Genomic DNA, 18,653 nt, shown 5'->3' with positions numbered 1-18,653 from the left:
TATGCAGCATCTGAAGTTATATCAGAAAGGAAAAATTGTATTCCTTTTTTTCGCGGTTACCGCAATCCTGACGGCTGCCTGCGGAAGACTGGCGTATCTGATGATCGTTCAGTCAGATTATTATGGAAAAAAGGCCCAGGCACTACACGAAAGAGAACGCAGCATCAAAGCCGCCCGCGGAAAAATTGTGGACCGCAACGGAATCGTTCTGGCAGATAATCGCTCGGTATGTACCGTTTCCGTGATACACAGCCAGATCCGTGATCCGGAACGGGTCATTGCAGAACTGGCAGAGTTGCTGGAGTTACCCGAGGATACCGTGCGCAAACGGGTGGAAAAAGTCAGTTCCATTGAGCGGATCAGTTCAAATGTGCCAAAAGAAACCGGTGATGCGATTCTTGCCAGGCAACTGGAAGGTGTGAAGGTGGATGAAGATTATCGCAGATATTATCCATATGATTCTCTGGCATCAAAAGTCATCGGGTTTACCGGTGGTGATAATCAGGGGATTGTAGGACTGGAAGTACGTTATGATGACTGGCTTTCCGGCGAAGATGGTAAGATACTGACCATGACAAACGCCTATGGCCAGGAACTTGAGCAGGAAGGGGAACGCAGGCAGGAACCGGTGACAGGTAACCAGTTGACAATCAGTATGGATTGCAATCTTCAGATGTATTGTGAGCAGGCAGCACAGAAAGTAATGCTGGAAAAGAATGCAGATGAAGTATCTGTGATATTAATGAATCCCCAAAATGGTGAGATTTTTGCCATGGTAAACGTACCAGAGTATAATCTGAATGAGCCTTTTACGCTGAATGTGGAGCCTGCCTCTGATCTGAAAGAATCAGAAAAACAGGATCTGCTGAATCAGATGTGGCGTAATGCCTGTATTAATGATACGTATGAACCAGGTTCTACATTTAAGATCATTACTACAGCTGCGGCATTGGAACAGGGCGTGGTGACTGTGAACGATTCCTTTTACTGTCCTGGATATAAAATCGTGGAGGATCGCAGGATCCGCTGTCACAAGACAACGGGACACGGGGCAGAGACATTCACCCAGGGGATTATGAATTCCTGTAATCCGGTGTTTATAGAACTGGGACTGCGCCTCGGTGCAGAAAATTTTTATCATTATTTTGAGCAGTTCGGCCTGCTGCGAAAGACCGGGATCGATCTTCCGGGAGAAGCAGCAACGATTATGCATAAAAAGGAAAATATCGGACAGGTAGAACTGGCAACCATTTCATTTGGTCAGTCTTTCCAGATTACACCGATCCAGCTTGTTACGACCGTATCTTCGCTGATCAATGGCGGAACCAGAGTGGTTCCTCATTTTGGTGTATCGGTGCAGAATGCGGAGGGAGAAACCAGAAAGACATTTTCCTATGATGAAACAGAAGGGACGGTGAGCACTGCGACATCGAAAACACTCTGTGATCTGCTGGAACATGTGGTTTCTGAGGGAACCGGAAAAAAAGCAGCCATCGAAGGATTTTCCATCGGTGGGAAGACAGCTACTTCACAGACACTCCCGCGAAGTGATCATAAATATATCGCATCGTTTCTGGGGTTTGCTCCGGCGGAAGATCCACAGGTGATCGGTCTGATCGTGATCGATAATCCGCAGGGTGTCTATTACGGAGGGACGGTGGCAGCTCCGGTAATGAAGGAGATTTTTGAAAATGCACTGCCTTACCTCGGTATCGGGAAGACAGTGACAGAACAGATGCAGCAGGAAGAAATTGCTGCCGGGAGCAGGTGATCCTGAAAACGGCAGGTGTTGGGATGAAATGGAACTTCCATGTTGCCAAATAAAAAGAAAAGACGTATGATACTACTTAGATTTTAATAACATACAATCAGCATGGGAGAGATGCTGAAATAAGAAGAGGTGTGAAAATGACATATCAGGTAATTATTCCGGTACTTGTAGCATTTGCAATCACAGCTGTGCTCGGACCGGTCATCATTCCGTTTTTGCGGAAATTGAAAATTGGAAACACAGAAAGAGAAGAACTGGAATCTCATCAGAAGAAAAACGGGACCCCGACCATGGGTGGTATTATGATCCTTATTGCAGTGGTGGTCACATCATTGTTTTATGTGAAGGATTATCCACAGATCATACCGGTTTTATTTGTGACGGTAGGATTTGGAATCATTGGATTCCTGGATGATTACTTAAAGGTTGTGCTGCGCAGATCTGACGGACTGCTGGCATGGCAGAAGATGCTCTGTGAGATTGTGGTTACGGCAGTATTTGCAGTGTATCTGATCAAACATCAGGTATCGCTGGATATGATCGTTCCATTCAGTCATCACATGCTGCAGTTGTCCTGGCTGGCAGTACCGATCCTGTTCCTTGCAGTCATAGGTACCGTAAACGGCGTCAACTTTACAGACGGTCTGGATGGTCTGGCTTCCAGCGTGACCATTCTGGTCGCTACCTTTTTCTCCGTAGTTGCATATGCAACAGGAGCCGGTATCGCACCGGTGACCTGTGCCGTAGTCGGCGCATTGCTTGGATTCTTATTATTTAATGTATATCCGGCCAGTGTATTTATGGGAGATACCGGTTCTCTGGCTTTAGGCGGTTTTGTGGCAGCTACCGCATATATGATGCAGATGCCGATTTTTATCCTGATCGTCGGACTGATCTACTGGATCGAGATTCTGTCTGTTATGATTCAGGTCGTATATTTTAAAAAGACAGGTGGCAAGAGATTTTTCCGTATGGCACCGATTCATCATCATTTTGAACTGGGAGGATGGTCTGAAACCCGTGTCGTAGCAGTATTTTCAATTGTGACAGCAATTCTTTGTCTGATCGCGTATATCGGGATTGCAGGCTGATATAGAGAAATATAGGTTTGGAAAAGAAAACAATCTGGAGGAATGTTGGAATGGAATTCACAGAGAAAAAGGTACTGGTATTCGGTACCGGTATCAGTGGTGTGGCAGCAGCAAATTTATTGGAAAATGCCGGAGCTGAAGTTGTATTATTTGACGGAAATGAAAAACTGGATAAAGCACATGTATTGGAAAATTTTACAGAAAGCAAAACACCGGAATTATATGTTGGAGTATTACCGGAAGAAGTAGAAAAGGAACTGGATCTGGTAGTATTAAGTCCGGGTGTTCCTGTGGATCTTCCGCTTGTCCTGCGGTTAAAAGAGGCAGGTCTTCCGATCTGGGGTGAGATTGAACTGGCATATCGTTGTAAAAAGGGAGATGTGCTGGCTATTACAGGTACAAATGGAAAGACTACGACCACAGCATTGCTGGGTGAAATCATGAAGACAGCGTATCCACATGTCCATGTGGTTGGAAATATCGGTATTCCGTATACCGGTGTGGTAACGGAAGATACTGATGATACAGTCACTGTTGCGGAGATCAGTAGTTTTCAGCTGGAGACGATTGATGCGTTTTGTCCGTGTGTGTCAGCTATTTTGAACATCACACCGGATCATCTGAACCGTCATCATACGATGGAAAACTATATTGCTGCAAAATTAAGCATTGCAAAAAATCAGGGGCCGGAGCAGACCTGTGTACTGAATTATGAAGATGAAGTGCTACGTGAGCGTGCAAAAGAACTGTCTGCACATGTAGTGTTTTTCAGCAGCCTGACACAGTTAGAAGAAGGTGTATACCTGAAGGGTGACAAAATCGTCTATGCGCATGACGGTCAGGTAGAAGATGTGATCGCTACGGATGAATTGAATATCCTTGGCCGTCATAACCATGAAAATGCAATGGCAGCAACTGCGATGGCATTAAATTATGGTGTTTCCCTGGATCATATCCGTCAGGCACTGCGCGCATTTCAGGCTGTGGAGCACCGGATTGAGTATGTTACAGAAAAGCGTGGCGTACGTTTCTATAATGATTCCAAGGGAACCAATCCGGATGCAGCCATCAAGGGAATTCAGGCGATGGACCGTCCGACCTATCTGATCGGCGGAGGATATGATAAACAGTCAGAATATACAGAATGGATCAATAGCTTTGACGGAAAGGTAAAAAAACTGGTGCTGATTGGTCAGACCAGAGAAAAAATCGCTGAGACAGCAGATGCCTGTGGTTTCCATGACTATGTATTTGCAGATAGTCTGCAGGAAGCAGTCGATATCTGCTATGAAAATGCACAGAATGGAGATGCTGTGCTTCTTTCCCCTGCCTGTGCAAGCTGGGGAATGTTCCCGAATTACGAAGTTCGTGGAAAAATGTTTAAAGAAATGGTTCATGCATTAAAGGAGTAATCATACATGAGTGACCGACACAATCGTACAAAAACAGCCAGCGTCGGAAAAACAGCCAGCGCCGGAACAATTAAATATTTTGATTACAGTCTTCTGTTTATCATTATCTTTCTGGTGGGGTTCGGGCTGGTGATGCTGTACAGTGTCAGTGCATATGAAGGTCAGAGTGTATTCAATGACCCGACACATTATCTGAAGCGTCAGGTCTTCAGTGTCGGGCTCGGATTCATAGGAATGTTTGTTTTTACTTATTTTCCACAGAAGTGGATGAAGAAGATTACGGGATTGGCATATGTTTTGTCACTTCTTATGTGTCTCGCAGTATTTGCAATCGGAAAGAGCTCCAATGGATCTGCCCGCTGGTTGAAAATCGGTCCGATCCAGCTGCAGCCTTCCGAGATATCCAAAATTGCGGTCATACTTACGATGGCATTGTTGTTGAGTAAAGTGCCAAAACAGATCAAAGATTTCAAATCTATTATAAAGGTACTGATTCCGGCAGGTATCATGGCTGTTGCCATAGCCATCAATAATCTGAGTACAGGAATTATTATTGCAGGAATCGCAATTATTATGGTATTTGTAGTCAGCCCGAAAAAGAAGGAATTTGCTGCATTGGGCGTGATTCTCTTTGGACTCGGACTGGCGGGGATCAAAATGGGCGGTTATCGAGTCGTACGTATTGCCGCATGGCTGCATCCGGATCAGTATCCGGATAAAGCATATCAGACACTGCAGGGAATGTATGCCATTGGTTCCGGCGGCCTGTTCGGAAAAGGTCTGGGAGCCAGTGTACAGAAATTAGGCTATGTGCCGGAAGCGCAAAATGACTTTATTTTCACGATCATCTGTGAGGAGCTTGGGCTGTTTGGCGCGATTTGTGTAATCTTACTGTTTATATTACTGATCTGGCGTTGTATGGTCATTGCCAACAGTGCTCCGGATCTGTATGCTTCCCTGATCGCTGTGGGGGTTATGGGGCATATTGCCCTGCAGGTTGTGCTGAATATCTGTGTGGTAACAAATTGGATGCCAAATACCGGTATTATTCTGCCCTTTATCAGTTACGGAGGTACGTCCGTAGCCATTCTGTTGTCGGAGATGGGACTGGTGCTGAACGTATCCCGGCAGATTCGTTTTGATGCGGCACATCCTATCGAGTGAAGAAATTGGCTGGAAAGAAGAGGAACACAGGCGTGAGAGAAAGTGTGCGTAAAAGAAGAAAAAGAAGAAAAATCGGACGCATGATATTGACAGCGATTCTGATCATTGCCATGCTGGCTGGTCTGTGTGCCATTTTAATCTGGAAAGTTTTTGTAGTCAAAAGTGTGTCTGTAAAAGGAAATGAAATCTATACAGACAAACAGATTGAAGACTGGGTGCTGGATAAAGAGTATTCCTGGAATTCACTGTATGTCTATTTTGAAAATAAATGTAACAAAACGGAGGAAATCCCTTTTGTGGATTCACTTCGGATACGGTTAAAATCTCCGCAGAAACTGGAGATTACCGTAGTGGAAAAAGGAATCCTCGGTTATCTGTATGTGCCGTCGCTTGGAAAAAATGCATATTTTGACAAAGATGGATTTGTGGTGGAGATTTCTTCAGAAATAATTCCGGGAGTGACCAAGATCAATGGTCTGTCGGTTCAGACAGCAGAATTATATAAAAAACTGTCCATTGGCGAGAACAGCAAACTGTTGCGGACGTTGTTAAGTGTGACACAATTGTTGAAAAAGTATGAAAGAGTTCCGGAAGTGATCCTGATTCAGAACAGTAATGTATATCTCAGCTATGGTGCGATTCAGGTAAATCTGGGCAGCGGTACAGATTTAAATGAGAAGATTCTTCGAATGGATCAGATCCTTCTGCAGTTGGATGGCATGAGCGGGATGCTTCATCTGGAAACCTGGTCTGAGACAAATACGGATATCTATTTCCGGAATGGGGAGCTGGTGGAGATTCCGAATGATGTGCAGACAGTACCGACACAAGACGACAGTACACAGCAGTAAAAAATATGATTTAACTGTTGATTATTTAAGAAAAAAAAGATATTATAAAAGATAGAATGATGTAATGGCAGAAATGTTATCAAATATAATAGAAAATATTCCGTATCAGGGATAAAAGGAGGATTATCGTGGTTGAAATCATGTCAATAGGGGCTGAGTCCAGCGCAAAAATAATTGTAATTGGAGTGGGTGGCGCTGGAAACAATGCCGTAAACCGAATGATAGATGAAAAAATTGGTGGCGTGGAGTTTATCGGAATTAATACGGACAAGCAGGCGCTTACTTTATGTAAGGCTCCAACCCTGATTCAGATCGGTGAAAAATTAACAAAAGGCCTTGGTGCAGGTGCACAGCCGGAGATCGGACAGAAAGCAGCAGAAGAAAGCGCGGAGGAACTGACCGCAGCGATCGAAGGTGCAGATATGGTATTTGTTACCTGTGGAATGGGTGGCGGTACCGGTACAGGTGCAGCTCCGGTAGTAGCTAAGATCGCAAAAGATATGGGGATCCTGACAGTTGGTGTTGTAACCAAACCGTTTAAATTTGAAGCAAAGACACGTATGACAAATGCAATCCACGGTATTGAAAATCTGAAAGAGAGTGTAGATACCCTGATCGTTATTCCGAATGACAAGCTTCTTGAAATTGTAGACAGAAGAACGACTATGCCGGATGCATTAAAGAAAGCAGATGAAGTATTACAGCAGGCAGTTCAGGGAATCACAGACCTGATCAATGTACCGGCTCTGATCAATCTTGACTTTGCAGATGTTCAGACCGTTATGAAAGACAAAGGTCTCGCACATATCGGAATCGGTGCGGCAACCGGTGATGATAAAGCAATCGAGGCAGTTAAGATGGCAGTTGCCAGTCCGCTGCTTGAGACAACCATCAATGGTGCTTCTCATGTCATCATCAATATTTCCGGTGATATCTCTCTTATGGATGCAAACGATGCTGCAAGTTATGTTCAGGAGCTTGCAGGAGATGATGCAAATATCATTTTCGGTGCGAAGTTCGACGAGTCCGTACCGGATTCTGCAACGATCACAGTTATTGCAACAGGACTTGAGACAGAAGCAGCTCCGGCACAGAGTATTTTACCGGGCGTGAAATTCAATGGCGGTAATACATTAAATATGGCACGTACAGCAGGAACCGGCAGCGCAAAACCGGTACAGCCGACTGCTCCGGTTCAGAATTATAATGGAATCCAGCGCCCGCAGAAACCGACACCTACAGTTGCACCGCGCGACATTAAAATTCCGGAATTCCTGAAAAATACAAAAAGATAATAAATCTGAGAAGATAACGGTAAGAACTCCGCGATTTCGACAAGAAATTCGCGGAGTTTTTTGTATAGTAAGTAGGGAGGTGACAAGTGGCATATGAATGGTATGCAGACATTTTTTGCCTGACCAGTCTGCTTATGGACTTCTGTGCAGTGTATACTGCAGGAATCATACTGAACAGAGCTGTCAGCTGGAAGCGGTGTATGATAGCATGTGTTTTCGGTGTAGGTGCTTCTGTAAGTTTGCTGTTTATGATTCCACGGTATGCCATTTACAGTTTACTGGTGCATGGTATGGTACATCCGCTGATGACCTTTATGGTATTTGGGGGCAGAGACCGGGCCGGTTATCTGCGGGCACTATTGACCGTGTACATTGTATTGTTTGTAATGGGAGGCGTACAGAATTGGCTGACTGTTTTGAACGGCAGAAAAACAGGACAGATCATAGTGTATGGTTTTGTGGCAGCACTGCTTTTTACAGGATATCAGGTCAGACGCAGGGTGATGAAAAATGTTTGCCGGGTAGAAGTGTGGCTGTCCGGAAAGAGCAGGATATTGTGGGCGTATTGTGACAGTGGAAACCTGCTGCGTGATCCGGACAGCGGTGCACCGGTATCGGTGCTGGAACAGGAACTGTTTGAACAGCTTCCGCAGGATACAGTCAGAAAAAAAGAGATATCTTACCGGACCATCCGTCAGGAAGGGTCGATGATGGTGGTATTACTTGATCGGATGGATATCTGGCAGAAAGGTACAAAAAAGCAGATTTTCAAACCGGAAATCGGATTACAGAAAGGGCCGGTGATGCAGCATCCCCGTGTGCAGATGCTGTTGCATGCCTCCTATTTTGCCTGACAGATGACGTCCGCCGCTTCATGCAAGCGCAGGTGGAAGAACAAAGAATAGAAAGGACATCTGCGTATGTATTTAAGAGTATCTGTACCAGGAAAATTCCAGTTAAAGTTAATTCCAACATTGCAAAATCTGCTGTTTCTCAATTCGAATGAGATTCACTATATCGGTGGAACCGAAGTGCTTCCGGCACCGCTGGAGCGGGAAGCTGAAAACGATTGTATCATGTCGCTTGGAACAGAAAATGAGGAAGATGCCAGAAAAAAATTGATCGAACATAATCTGCGGCTGGTGGTATACATAGCAAAGAAATTTGACAATACAGGTATTGGTGTGGAGGATCTGATCTCCATCGGGACCATTGGCCTGATCAAGTCTATCAATACTTATAATCCGGATAAAAATATCAAACTGGCGACTTATGCTTCCCGGTGTATCGAAAATGAAATTCTGATGTATCTGCGCCGTACCAGTAAGATGAAAATGGAAGTATCCTTTGACGAACCATTGAATGTAGACTGGGATGGTAACGAACTTCTGCTTTCGGATATTCTGGGAACGGAGGAGGACATTATCTATAAGGATATGGAGACAGAGATGGAGAAAAAACTTCTGAAAGCTGCCATTGCGCGGCTTTCTTCCCGGGAGCGTAATATCATTGAATTGCGATATGGACTGACCGCCGGGGGAAAAGAGTATACACAGAAGGAAGTGGCGGATCAGATGGGAATTTCCCAGTCCTATATTTCTCGACTTGAGAAAAAAATCATGAGGCATCTGAAAAAAGAGATTACAAAATACGAGTAGGCATTTTTAACTTATCTGACCGTCTGCATATGGAATATTTACAAAATTGAGACAGCTGTGAGAAAATGTTTACAATTTTATTAATTTTTCCGGGAAAGGTTGATGAAAAATAAAAATGCGTTAAAATATGAGATGACTGACTGGAAACAGCTACAAATACAGAAACAAAATGCAAAGGAAGTAATAAGTGTGCAAAAGACAAAGTTAAGACAGGAATTAAAACGACAGCGGATTGGACAGAAACGATTTCGAAAAATTGTATATGTGGTCATCGCAGTGTTGGCTGTTCTGTATATCGCAGGTACAATTTATTACAGCAGACATTTTTATACCGGAGGAACAGCCTTTGGTATTTCTTTGCGGAATGAAAGCATAGACAGTATCAAAGAAAAGATTGCGGAAAAAATGAATGCTTATCATCTGACAATTACAACCCGCGACGGAGATGAGACGATTGATGCTTCTTCTATTGATCTGAAATATGATGATCAGGGAGAACTGGAAGCATTGTTTGAAAAGCAGAAAGCATTTCTGTGGTTTTTGATGGGAGCAACTGCCAAGGAAGATATTCCTCTCGGGATTACCATGGATGAGCAGAAGCTGGATGATACCATAGCGGCGTTATCCTGCATACAGGAAGAGACTATGAGCGCTCCCACAGATGCACATCTGGAATACAAAGATGGAAAGTTTCAGATTGCGGAGGAACAGCTCGGTAATCAGTTGGATATACAGAAAGCGGATCGTGCCATTGACACAGCAATCAAAGAGGGACTGGAGCAGGTATCACTGGAAGAACAGGACTGTTATATTGCACCCAAGGTATACAAAGAGGATGAAAAGCTGAAGAAGGAGTGCGAAGATGCCAATAAAATGCTGGTGGCAAAGATCACGTATGATTTCGGAGATCGTAAGGAAGTAGTAGACAGTGATGAGATTGCAGACTGGATCACCTTTGGGGATGATTATACATTTGATCTGGATGAGGAAAAAATCACTGAATATGTGCATCAGCTTGGATTAAAATATGATACATTTGGTCTGAGCAGAAAGTTTACAACACATGATGGCCAGACGATCACTTTAAAAGGCGGGGATTACGGCTGGTGTATCAATAAGAAAAAAACGGTTGCCCAGTTAAAAGAACTGGTGCTGGCAGGTGAGACTACAACGGTGGAGCCGGTATATCTGTACACGGGTGTCTGCCGTGATACCAACGATCTCGGTTCTACATATATTGAAGTCAGCATCGCAGCTCAGACAATGTGGCTGTATAAAGACGGACAGTGCATTGTATCCACGCCGGTGGTAACCGGAAATGTGTCTGCAGGACACAGCACACCATCCGGCAGTGTATGGGCGATTGATGCACGGATGAGAGACTATACGCTGACGGGACAGGATTATAATTCAGAAGTGTCTTTCTGGCTGCCGTTTAACGGAGATGTTGGTATCCATGATGCATCCTGGAGATCAGAATTTGGCGGATCTATCTACAAGACCCGTGGATCACATGGCTGTGTCAATACACCATACAGTGCGATGAAGACTATTTATGAAAATGTGAAGATCGGATATCCGGTTGTGGTATATTAACGAAATTTTGTGTTTTACCCGGGCAAATCTGTCCGGGTAAAATATTAGAATGAGGAGAAGAGCATGGAAGAGAAAAAGAAGAAAAAAAGGCATCCGGTGACGTTGGTGATCCTTATCATTGCACTGGCAGTGATGATTTTTTCAATCGTAAAACTGGCTGGCATTCAGAAGGATTACAAGGAATCAGAAAAGACATTTCAGACACTGGAATCCGAATATGTGGTGCATCCGGATGGCGCCGGGGCACTTTGGCAGGACGGAACCCGCATTCAGTTTGAGGCATTGCGCAAGGAAAATCCGGATATTATGGCATGGCTGCGTTTCGATAATTATAACGATGTCCACATCAGTTATCCGGTGTTGTATTCCGGAGATGATGAAACGTATCTGCGCAGTGACATCTATGGAAATTATCATATTGCCGGATGTATTTTCCTGGAAGGAATGAATCAGCCGGATTTTTCTGATTATCATTCCATTATTTACGGTCATAATATGCGGAATACGACCATGTTCGGAGATCTGAAACGTTATAAAAATGACGAAGGGTTTTATGAAAATAACCAGTATTTTAATATTTATACGGACACGCAGGTGCTGCGGTATCAGATTTTTTCCTACTATGACGTGGAGCAGGACGATGAGGTCTACACCGTTGGTTATGGACCGGATGATACCTGGCAGGCTATGATCGACCGTATGGTGACTTCTTCCATGAAAGATACCGGAATCCATCCGACAAAAGAAGATAAGATCGTGACATTGTCCACATGCACCAGCAGCGGAGAGACGAAGCGCTTTGTGGTGCATGGGGTCTTGGTGAATGCAAATTAAAACCTTACTCGCAGCAAGAATGCCGGGAGCATTCTTGAACGAAATCGCTGTAACTACGTTAGCGTTGTTCATTACGTTACTGTAAGGTAGTTTCGCATGGTTTTGAGGGCAGATTTTTCCAGACGACTGACCTGTGCCTGGGAAATATGGATTTCATCTGCTACCTCCATCTGGGTTTTTCCTTCAAAAAAACGCAGCTGTATAATGTGGTTTTCCCGCTTATTCAGCCGTTTCATTGCATCGCTGAGTGAGAGTTTTTCCACCCAGCGATCTTCTTTATTTTTCTTATCACTGATCTGATCCATAACATAGAGTGGTTCGCCGCCGTCCGTGTAAATGGGATCATAGAGACTGACCGGTGTCTGGATGCCATCCAGTGCGTATGCAATCTCTTCTTTTGGAATCTGGATCTCAGCAGCTATTTCATCCAGTGTCGGTTCCTGGTTGTTATTGCGGATCATCAGTTCCCGCGCATGGATGGCTTTGTAGGCAATATCCCGCAGAGAACGACTGACCCGGACACTGCTGTTGTCCCTGAGGTAGCGCCGGATTTCTCCGATGATCATGGGTACAGCATAGGTGGAAAATTTTACATCCAGGCTGGGATCGAAATTATCGATGGATTTGATCAGACCAATGCAGCCAATCTGAAACAGATCATCCACATTTTCATTGGAAGCGGAAAAGCGCCGGATGACACTGAGAACCAGACGGAGATTCCCGCGGATGTAAGTTTCCCGGGCTGTCAGATCCCCGTTTTTGATGCGTACAAAGAGATCCTTTTTCTCAGATTCTTTTAAAATGGGAAGTGTGGATGTATTCACACCGCAGATTTCTACTTTATATGATGCCATATTGTTTTGCCTCCGGATTAATTTAAAAAGATTACGGATATACATGTAAAACGGACATTTGCAATCCGCTTTCGCTATCTGCCCATGAACGCAGTTGCTTTGTGATCTGCGTTCAAAATGTATTAGAAAGCATGTACAGATTTGCCGTAAATATGCGTAGAAATCAGTGTTGACAAAAAATAACAGAGTGCGGAAGATCAGCGTTGCACAACCATGAAAATAATGTTAAAATAAAACTAATTGTCAATTAGAAAGATTGAAACCGGGAGGTACACATGAAAAAATTATTAGATAATATTACCGCTGAGGTAACAAAAGCTTTTGTGGAAGCCGGATATGAAGAAAAATTCGGTAAAGTGACACTGTCAAACAGACCGGATCTGTGTGAGTTTCAGTGTAACGGAGCTATGGCTGCCGCAAAACAGTATAAAAAAGCACCATTTATGATTGCAGATGACGTGGCAGCACGTTTGCAGGGGCAGGAGATGTTTGCATCCGTAGAATCTGTCAAACCGGGATTCCTGAATCTGAAATTATCTGAGGAGTATCTGGCAGAGTATCTTCGTGAGATGCAGGCAGATGAGCGTTACGGTTGCGAGAAGACTGCCGAGCCAAAGACGATCATCGTGGATTACGGCGGAGCCAATGTGGCAAAACCATTGCATGTGGGACATCTTCGTTCCGCAGTTATCGGTGAGAGTGTAAAGCGTATGAGCCGTTATATCGGTCATAATGTGATTGGTGATGTACATCTGGGAGACTGGGGTCTGCAGATGGGACTGATCATCACAGAACTTCATGAACGGAAGCCGGAGCTGGTATATTTTGATGAGGCTTATGAAGGCGAGTATCCGGAAGAAGCACCGTTTACCATTTCTGAGCTGGAGGAGATTTACCCGACAGCAAGTGGAAAATCAAAAGAAGATGCCGCTTATAAAGAGGCAGCTATGCAGGCGACTTTTGAACTTCAGAAGGGCAGAAGAGGATATATCGCTCTTTGGAAACACATTTTATCCGTATCCATTGCTGACCTGAAAAAGAACTATGACAGTCTGAACGTATCCTTTGATCTCTGGAAAGGAGAGTCCGATGCGGATCCGTATATCGCACCGATGGCAGAGCAGATGAAGAAAGACGGATTTGCTTATATGAGCGAGGGCGCACTGGTAGTAGATGTCAGCGAGGAGCGTGATGCAAAAGAAATTCCGCCGTGCATGATCTTAAAATCCGACGGTGCCTCTCTCTATACAACGACAGATCTGGCTACCATTGTATGGCGTATGAAAGATTACCATCCGGACCAGATGGTATATCTGGCAGACAAGCGTCAGGAACTTCATTTTGTACAGGTATTCCGCTGTGCGAAAAAAACCGGTCTGGTAGATGACAGCACAGAACTGAAATTCATCGGATTTGGTACTATGAATGGAAAGGATGGCAAACCGTTCAAAACCCGTGAAGGTGGTGTTATGCGTCTGGAAAAACTGGTGGGTGACATTCAGAACGAGATGTACCAGAAGATTTCCGAGAACGATACGATGGAAAAAGAAGATGCAGAGAAGACCGCAAAGCAGGTTGCATTATCTGCCATCAAATACGGAGATTTATCCAATCAGGCTTCCAAAGACTATATCTTTGATATTGACCGCTTTATTTCCTTTGAAGGAAATACCGGCCCATATATCCTGTATACCATCGTGCGTATCAAATCTATTTTGAAAAAATATGCACAGAGTGGCAAGAGCGCAGCAGATTACACCATTCAGGCAGCACATTCTGCCAGTGAGAAGAATCTGATGCTGGAACTGGCCCGCTTCAACGAAGTAATGACAAATGCGGCAGAAGAGCTTGCACCGCATAAAATCTGTGCTTATATTTACAGTCTTGCAAATGCCCTGAATCATTTCTATCATGAGACAAAAATCATGGTGGAAGAGGATGCGGCTGTACAGGCAGGTTATATTCGCCTGTTAGAACTGACCAGAGATGTTCTGGAGACATGTATCGATGTTCTTGGCTTTGATGCACCGGAGAAAATGTAAACGTAATCATACAGAAAACCCATGCCAATCATTTGCTACATAAATGATTGGCATGGGTTTTTATAATGCGCATTCGTAAATGCGTTTAGTAACCAAGTTCTTCTCCGACCAGGATCAGTTTGATACGTCCTTTGATGGCACTTCTTCGGGTAATAACAGTATGGCTGCAGATGCATCCTTCCGCAAAGCAGTCATGGCAGCTTCCGGTCAGTGCGCAGGGGGTCTTGCGGTCAAGACGAATGGCATTTGGAGGAGAAGCGATATTTTTTACTCTGGATTCAGCTTCTTCCAGCGTGGCAGCGACTTTGTTCATGCCGGCAATAATAATAACATTTTCCGGCCCGTAGATTAAAGCAGCTACGCGGTTTCCGGTACCGTCGGTATTGACAAGCTGACCGTCTAATGTGATGGCATTGGTGCTCATAAAATAGTAGTCACAGGATAATGCCTTGTGATAGATTTCTTTTACTTCCTCTGGGGAACAGGCTTTGGAGCGATCCAGCAATGTGATATCGGTGCGTTTCTGCAGGGCATCCATCAGGCCACATTCGTTCATGGTCATGGAGCCTCCAAAGGATACACTGGAACCCGGTGTTACATAAGAAAGAGCTTTTTTGACTGCTTTTTCGCTGGTTTCACAGTAGCATCCCTCATAGCCGCGCTGCTCAATGTTTTTTAGAATCGTTTCTGCGGCAACTTTATAATATTCCTGTTTTGGTGTCATAAAAAGAACCTCCTTGTTAAAATGTTGCAACAATTTGCAGATGACACCTGTAGAGGTGGAGTCATCTCATATCTGATATAGTGCATCAATCTGGTGAGAAAGTCAAGTGCAGTGCCCAATGTCCGGTAAAACGTAACGAAAAATAAAAAAGCGTAAAGAAAGAAGAATAAATGCTTTACACCAACATGGTTTGACTTTTTTTGCAAGAGTGTATATATTAGATAACAGTGCATTCACCGTATGGATTCAGACCGTGATCCTGAGAAGAATCTGTCAGCTTACATTGACCGGAATCACGCGCTAAGTCTCACGTGTGTTCATGAGCAAGTAGCGAAAGCGGATTGCGAATGTCCGCTTTACTTTATATCAAACATCATAAGGGGAAAATACATGAGGAAAAATTTAAAAAAATTGTTCTCATATTATAAGCCATATATGGGAATTTTTGTTGCAGATATGTTTTTTGCATTCGGGGCGGCAGCGGTATCTCTGGTGATTCCGCTGGTAGTACGTTACATTACATCAGAGGTGGTATACTGGGGAAGCAGCCAGGCACTGCATACGATCGTGCAATTGGGTGTATTCATGCTGGTGCTGATCGCGGCCCAGTGTTATTGCAATTATTTTATTTCAAATTACGGGCATGTCATGGGAGCCAGGATCGAATACGATATGCGTGCGGAGATCTTTTCTCATTACCAGAAGCTGTCTTTCCGGTTTTACGATGATCAGAAGGTTGGCCAGCTGATGTCGCGTATTACATCAGATCTGTTTGATATTACAGAGTTGCTGCATCACGGACCGGAAAATATCGTGATTTCATTGATCCGTATCATCGGTGCGTTTGTTATTATGATCAATATCAGCCCGAGACTGACGCTGGCAGCGTTTGCACTGGTGCCGTTCATGCTGGTGTATGCTTATGTGTTCAATAAAAAAATGAAACGTGCGTTCCGTATGAACCGCGTGAAAATCGCAGATATTAACAGTCAGATCGAGGATAATCTGTCCGGCATCCGTGTGGTAAAATCTTTTGCGAATGAAGAAATTGAGAATGAAAAATTTAAAAAAGGAAATGATGGATTTCTGGATGCAAAGAAAAACAGTTATCGTTACATGGGTGGATATAATGCCGGTCTGACGGCATTTACGACAGCCATCACCGTAGTGGTAATGTTATCGGGCGGCGTAATGATAGCTCGTGGAAAAGGAAATATAACCGATCTGATCACGTTTTTGCTGTATATCAATGTCTTTACGGAGCCAATTAAGACACTGATTGATTTTACGGAGCAGTTCCAGAATGGCTATTCCGGTTTTGAACGTTTTATGGAAATGATTTCAGTAATTCCTGATATCAAAGATGCACCGGATGCACAGCCGATGCAGGAGGTGAAGGGGAATATCAGTTTTGAAAATGTGTCCTTTCATTATGCAGACAGTGATCAGATGGTGTTAAATCATGTGAATCTGGATGTTCCGGCAGGGGAGTATGTGGCACTGGTTGGAAGTTCCGGGGCAGGAAAAACCACTCTGTGCAGTCTGATTCCGAGATTCTATGATGTGACAGGCGGTACGATCCGGGTGGACGGACAGGATATCCGTAACATCAAGCTGTCTGATCTGCGAAATCATATCGGAATCGTGCAACAGGATGTGTATCTGTTTGCAGGAACAATTCTGGAAAATATCCGGTATGGCAAACCGGATGCCAGCCGGGAAGAGGTTATCCGGGCGGCAAAAGAAGCCAATGCCCATGAATTTATCATGAATTTTCCAGATGGATATGACACAGATATCGGCCAGCGAGGCGTGAAGTTGTCCGGCGGGCAGAAGCAGCGTCTGTCCATTGCCCGTGTGTTTTTGAAAAATCCGCCGATCCTGATTTTTGATGAGGCCACGTCCGCGCTGGATAACGAGAGTGAGAAGGTGGTGCAGGAATCTCTGGAAATTCTTGCAAAAGGGCGGACAACGTTTGTCATTGCCCATCGTCTGTCCACCATCCGTAATGCCCAGCGTATTCTGGTGCTGACAGAAAATGGCATTGAGGAGAGCGGTACCCATGCAGAATTGCTTGCAAAAGGTGGTATTTATCAGAAACTCTGTGAAATGTCAAACCTGTCCTGAGAAAAGCCGGATGTGAGCAGACAGGCGTGTGACACACCTTGACAATTCCTGCATTCAGACTTAAAATAATCTGTCAAAGGGTGGAAATTTATAAATGAAGAAAGGATGATATAAAATGACAAAGATAGATATTATTTCCGGATTCCTCGGAGCCGGTAAAACAACTTTTATTAAAAAAATGCTGGAAGAAGTTTTTTCCGGAGAGAAAGTCGTTCTGGTAGAGAATGAGTATGGTGAAGTCGGTATTGACGGTGGTTTCTTAAAAGATGCAGGGATTGAGATCAAAGAGTTGAATTCCGGTTGTATCTGCTGCTCTCTTGTAGGCGATTTCAATCGCAGCCTGAATGAAGTCATCGAGACTTATCATCCGGATCGTATTCTCATTGAGCCGTCCGGAGTAGGCAAACTTTCTGATGTTATGTCTTCCGTAAAAGATATGGAGAAAGATCACGATGTTAAATTAAACGCATTGGTAACGGTTGTCAATGCAATGAAAGCTTCCAAACAGATGAAAGCATTCGGTGAATTTTTCAATAACCAGATTGCAAATGCAACAACCATCGTTCTGAGTCGTACCCAGAATGCGAAAGAAGAAAAATTAGAGCTTTGTGTAAAAGAAATCCAGGCAGTAAATCCAAAGGCTGCAATCATCACAACTCCTTGGGATGCTATTACCGGTGAGCAGATTCTGAACGTTGTCGAACAGCAGGATTCACTGATGCAGGAGATGATGAAAGAATACGAAGAACATCACCATGAGCATCATCATGACCACGAGCATGACCATGAGCATGAGCATCATCATGACCATGAGCACGAGCATCATCATGACCATGGTGAGGGATGCACCTGTGGATGCCATGACCATGATCATCATCATCACGATCATGATGCAGATGAAGTATTTACAAGTTGGGGCAAAGAGACTCCGCATAAATATACAAAAGAGAAGATCGAGTCCATCCTGAAGATCTTCTGTGATACGGAAGATTACGGCAGCATTCTGCGTGCAAAGGGAATGGTTCCGGCAGAGGATGGTACATGGATCTACTTTGATATGGTTCCGGGTGAGTATGAACTGCGTGACGGTGAGCCGGATTACACCGGACGTCTCTGCGTCATCGGTACGAATATTGATGAGCACAAATTAGAGGAACTGTTTGAACTGAATTAGACATAAGCCGTCGGAGCATTTGAACGCGGAATAAGCAATCCCCCGCTTCAAGTGTGTAGA

Annotated in this window: 15 protein-coding genes; 13 read left to right on the top strand and 2 right to left on the bottom strand. The window is 44.2% G+C overall.

Annotated features, from left to right (window positions below):
• Nucleotide 1 precedes the first annotated feature (1 nt).
• The 10 genes from HMPREF0373_RS02245 (at nucleotide 2) to srtB (ending at nucleotide 11,672) form a co-directional block, all read left to right on the top strand.
• Nucleotides 2-1,771, top strand: coding sequence for a peptidoglycan D,D-transpeptidase FtsI family protein (locus tag HMPREF0373_RS02245; protein WP_021737941.1), 1,770 nt, complete (start codon nucleotides 2-4; stop codon nucleotides 1,769-1,771).
• Between the two features lie 137 nt (nucleotides 1,772-1,908).
• Nucleotides 1,909-2,862 carry a phospho-N-acetylmuramoyl-pentapeptide-transferase gene (gene mraY, locus HMPREF0373_RS02240; RefSeq protein WP_021737940.1) on the top strand — a complete coding sequence of 318 codons (954 nt, stop codon included), beginning with the start codon at nucleotides 1,909-1,911 and terminating at the stop codon, nucleotides 2,860-2,862.
• Nucleotides 2,863-2,912: 50 nt separating this feature from the next.
• A complete protein-coding gene (gene murD, locus HMPREF0373_RS02235; RefSeq protein ID WP_021737939.1) occupies nucleotides 2,913-4,274 on the top strand; it encodes a UDP-N-acetylmuramoyl-L-alanine--D-glutamate ligase in 1,362 nt (453 codons plus the stop codon).
• 6 nt (nucleotides 4,275-4,280) lie between these two features.
• On the top strand, nucleotides 4,281-5,438 hold the full coding sequence (locus HMPREF0373_RS02230; protein WP_021737938.1) for an FtsW/RodA/SpoVE family cell cycle protein: 1,158 nt from the start codon (nucleotides 4,281-4,283) through the stop codon (nucleotides 5,436-5,438).
• Between the two features lie 32 nt (nucleotides 5,439-5,470).
• Nucleotides 5,471-6,289 carry a cell division protein FtsQ/DivIB gene (locus HMPREF0373_RS02225; RefSeq protein WP_242831175.1) on the top strand — a complete coding sequence of 273 codons (819 nt, stop codon included), beginning with the start codon at nucleotides 5,471-5,473 and terminating at the stop codon, nucleotides 6,287-6,289.
• Between the two features lie 128 nt (nucleotides 6,290-6,417).
• The gene (gene ftsZ, locus HMPREF0373_RS02220) at nucleotides 6,418-7,584 is read left to right on the top strand and encodes a cell division protein FtsZ (protein ID WP_044962592.1); all 1,167 of its coding nucleotides are present in this window, start codon (nucleotides 6,418-6,420) and stop codon (nucleotides 7,582-7,584) included.
• A gap of 86 nt (nucleotides 7,585-7,670) precedes the next feature.
• Complete coding sequence (locus HMPREF0373_RS02215) at nucleotides 7,671-8,438, top strand: sigma-E processing peptidase SpoIIGA (RefSeq protein WP_044962591.1); 768 nt, start codon at nucleotides 7,671-7,673, stop codon at nucleotides 8,436-8,438.
• A gap of 66 nt (nucleotides 8,439-8,504) precedes the next feature.
• Nucleotides 8,505-9,242 (top strand): RNA polymerase sporulation sigma factor SigE, encoded by a 738-nt coding sequence (sigE, locus tag HMPREF0373_RS02210; RefSeq protein ID WP_021737934.1) that lies wholly within the window; start codon nucleotides 8,505-8,507, stop codon nucleotides 9,240-9,242.
• A gap of 102 nt (nucleotides 9,243-9,344) precedes the next feature.
• Complete coding sequence (locus HMPREF0373_RS02205; protein WP_021737933.1) at nucleotides 9,345-10,838, top strand: L,D-transpeptidase family protein; 1,494 nt, start codon at nucleotides 9,345-9,347, stop codon at nucleotides 10,836-10,838.
• 63 nt (nucleotides 10,839-10,901) lie between these two features.
• Nucleotides 10,902-11,672, top strand: coding sequence for a class B sortase (gene srtB / locus HMPREF0373_RS02200; RefSeq protein ID WP_021737932.1), 771 nt, complete (start codon nucleotides 10,902-10,904; stop codon nucleotides 11,670-11,672).
• 71 nt (nucleotides 11,673-11,743) lie between these two features.
• Here srtB and sigG read toward each other — a convergent pair whose 3' ends face one another.
• Complete coding sequence (gene sigG / locus HMPREF0373_RS02195; RefSeq protein ID WP_022036543.1) at nucleotides 11,744-12,526, bottom strand: RNA polymerase sporulation sigma factor SigG; 783 nt, start codon at nucleotides 12,524-12,526, stop codon at nucleotides 11,744-11,746.
• 275 nt (nucleotides 12,527-12,801) lie between these two features.
• Between sigG and argS the strand changes: the two genes are divergently transcribed.
• Nucleotides 12,802-14,568 (top strand): arginine--tRNA ligase, encoded by a 1,767-nt coding sequence (gene argS, locus HMPREF0373_RS02190; protein ID WP_021737929.1) that lies wholly within the window; start codon nucleotides 12,802-12,804, stop codon nucleotides 14,566-14,568.
• 85 nt (nucleotides 14,569-14,653) lie between these two features.
• Here argS and HMPREF0373_RS02185 read toward each other — a convergent pair whose 3' ends face one another.
• The gene (locus tag HMPREF0373_RS02185; protein ID WP_021737928.1) at nucleotides 14,654-15,292 is read right to left on the bottom strand and encodes a lactate utilization protein; all 639 of its coding nucleotides are present in this window, start codon (nucleotides 15,290-15,292) and stop codon (nucleotides 14,654-14,656) included.
• Between the two features lie 390 nt (nucleotides 15,293-15,682).
• Here HMPREF0373_RS02185 and HMPREF0373_RS02180 point away from each other — a divergent pair, with 390 nt between their 5' ends.
• Entirely contained in the window at nucleotides 15,683-17,419 is a 1,737-nt protein-coding gene (locus HMPREF0373_RS02180; protein WP_044962590.1) for an ABC transporter ATP-binding protein, read from the top strand.
• Between the two features lie 115 nt (nucleotides 17,420-17,534).
• Nucleotides 17,535-18,593: a CobW family GTP-binding protein gene (locus HMPREF0373_RS02175; protein ID WP_021737925.1), complete on the top strand. Its 1,059-nt coding sequence runs from the start codon at nucleotides 17,535-17,537 to the stop codon at nucleotides 18,591-18,593.
• The last annotated feature ends 60 nt before the right edge of the window (nucleotides 18,594-18,653 follow it).

Origin of the sequence: Eubacterium ramulus ATCC 29099, from assembly GCF_000469345.1 — a bacterium.
Classification (GTDB): domain Bacteria; phylum Bacillota; class Clostridia; order Lachnospirales; family Lachnospiraceae; genus Eubacterium_I; species Eubacterium_I ramulus.
Note: the sequence above shows the minus strand (reverse complement) of the source record. Positions and strands in the feature narration are given on the sequence as shown.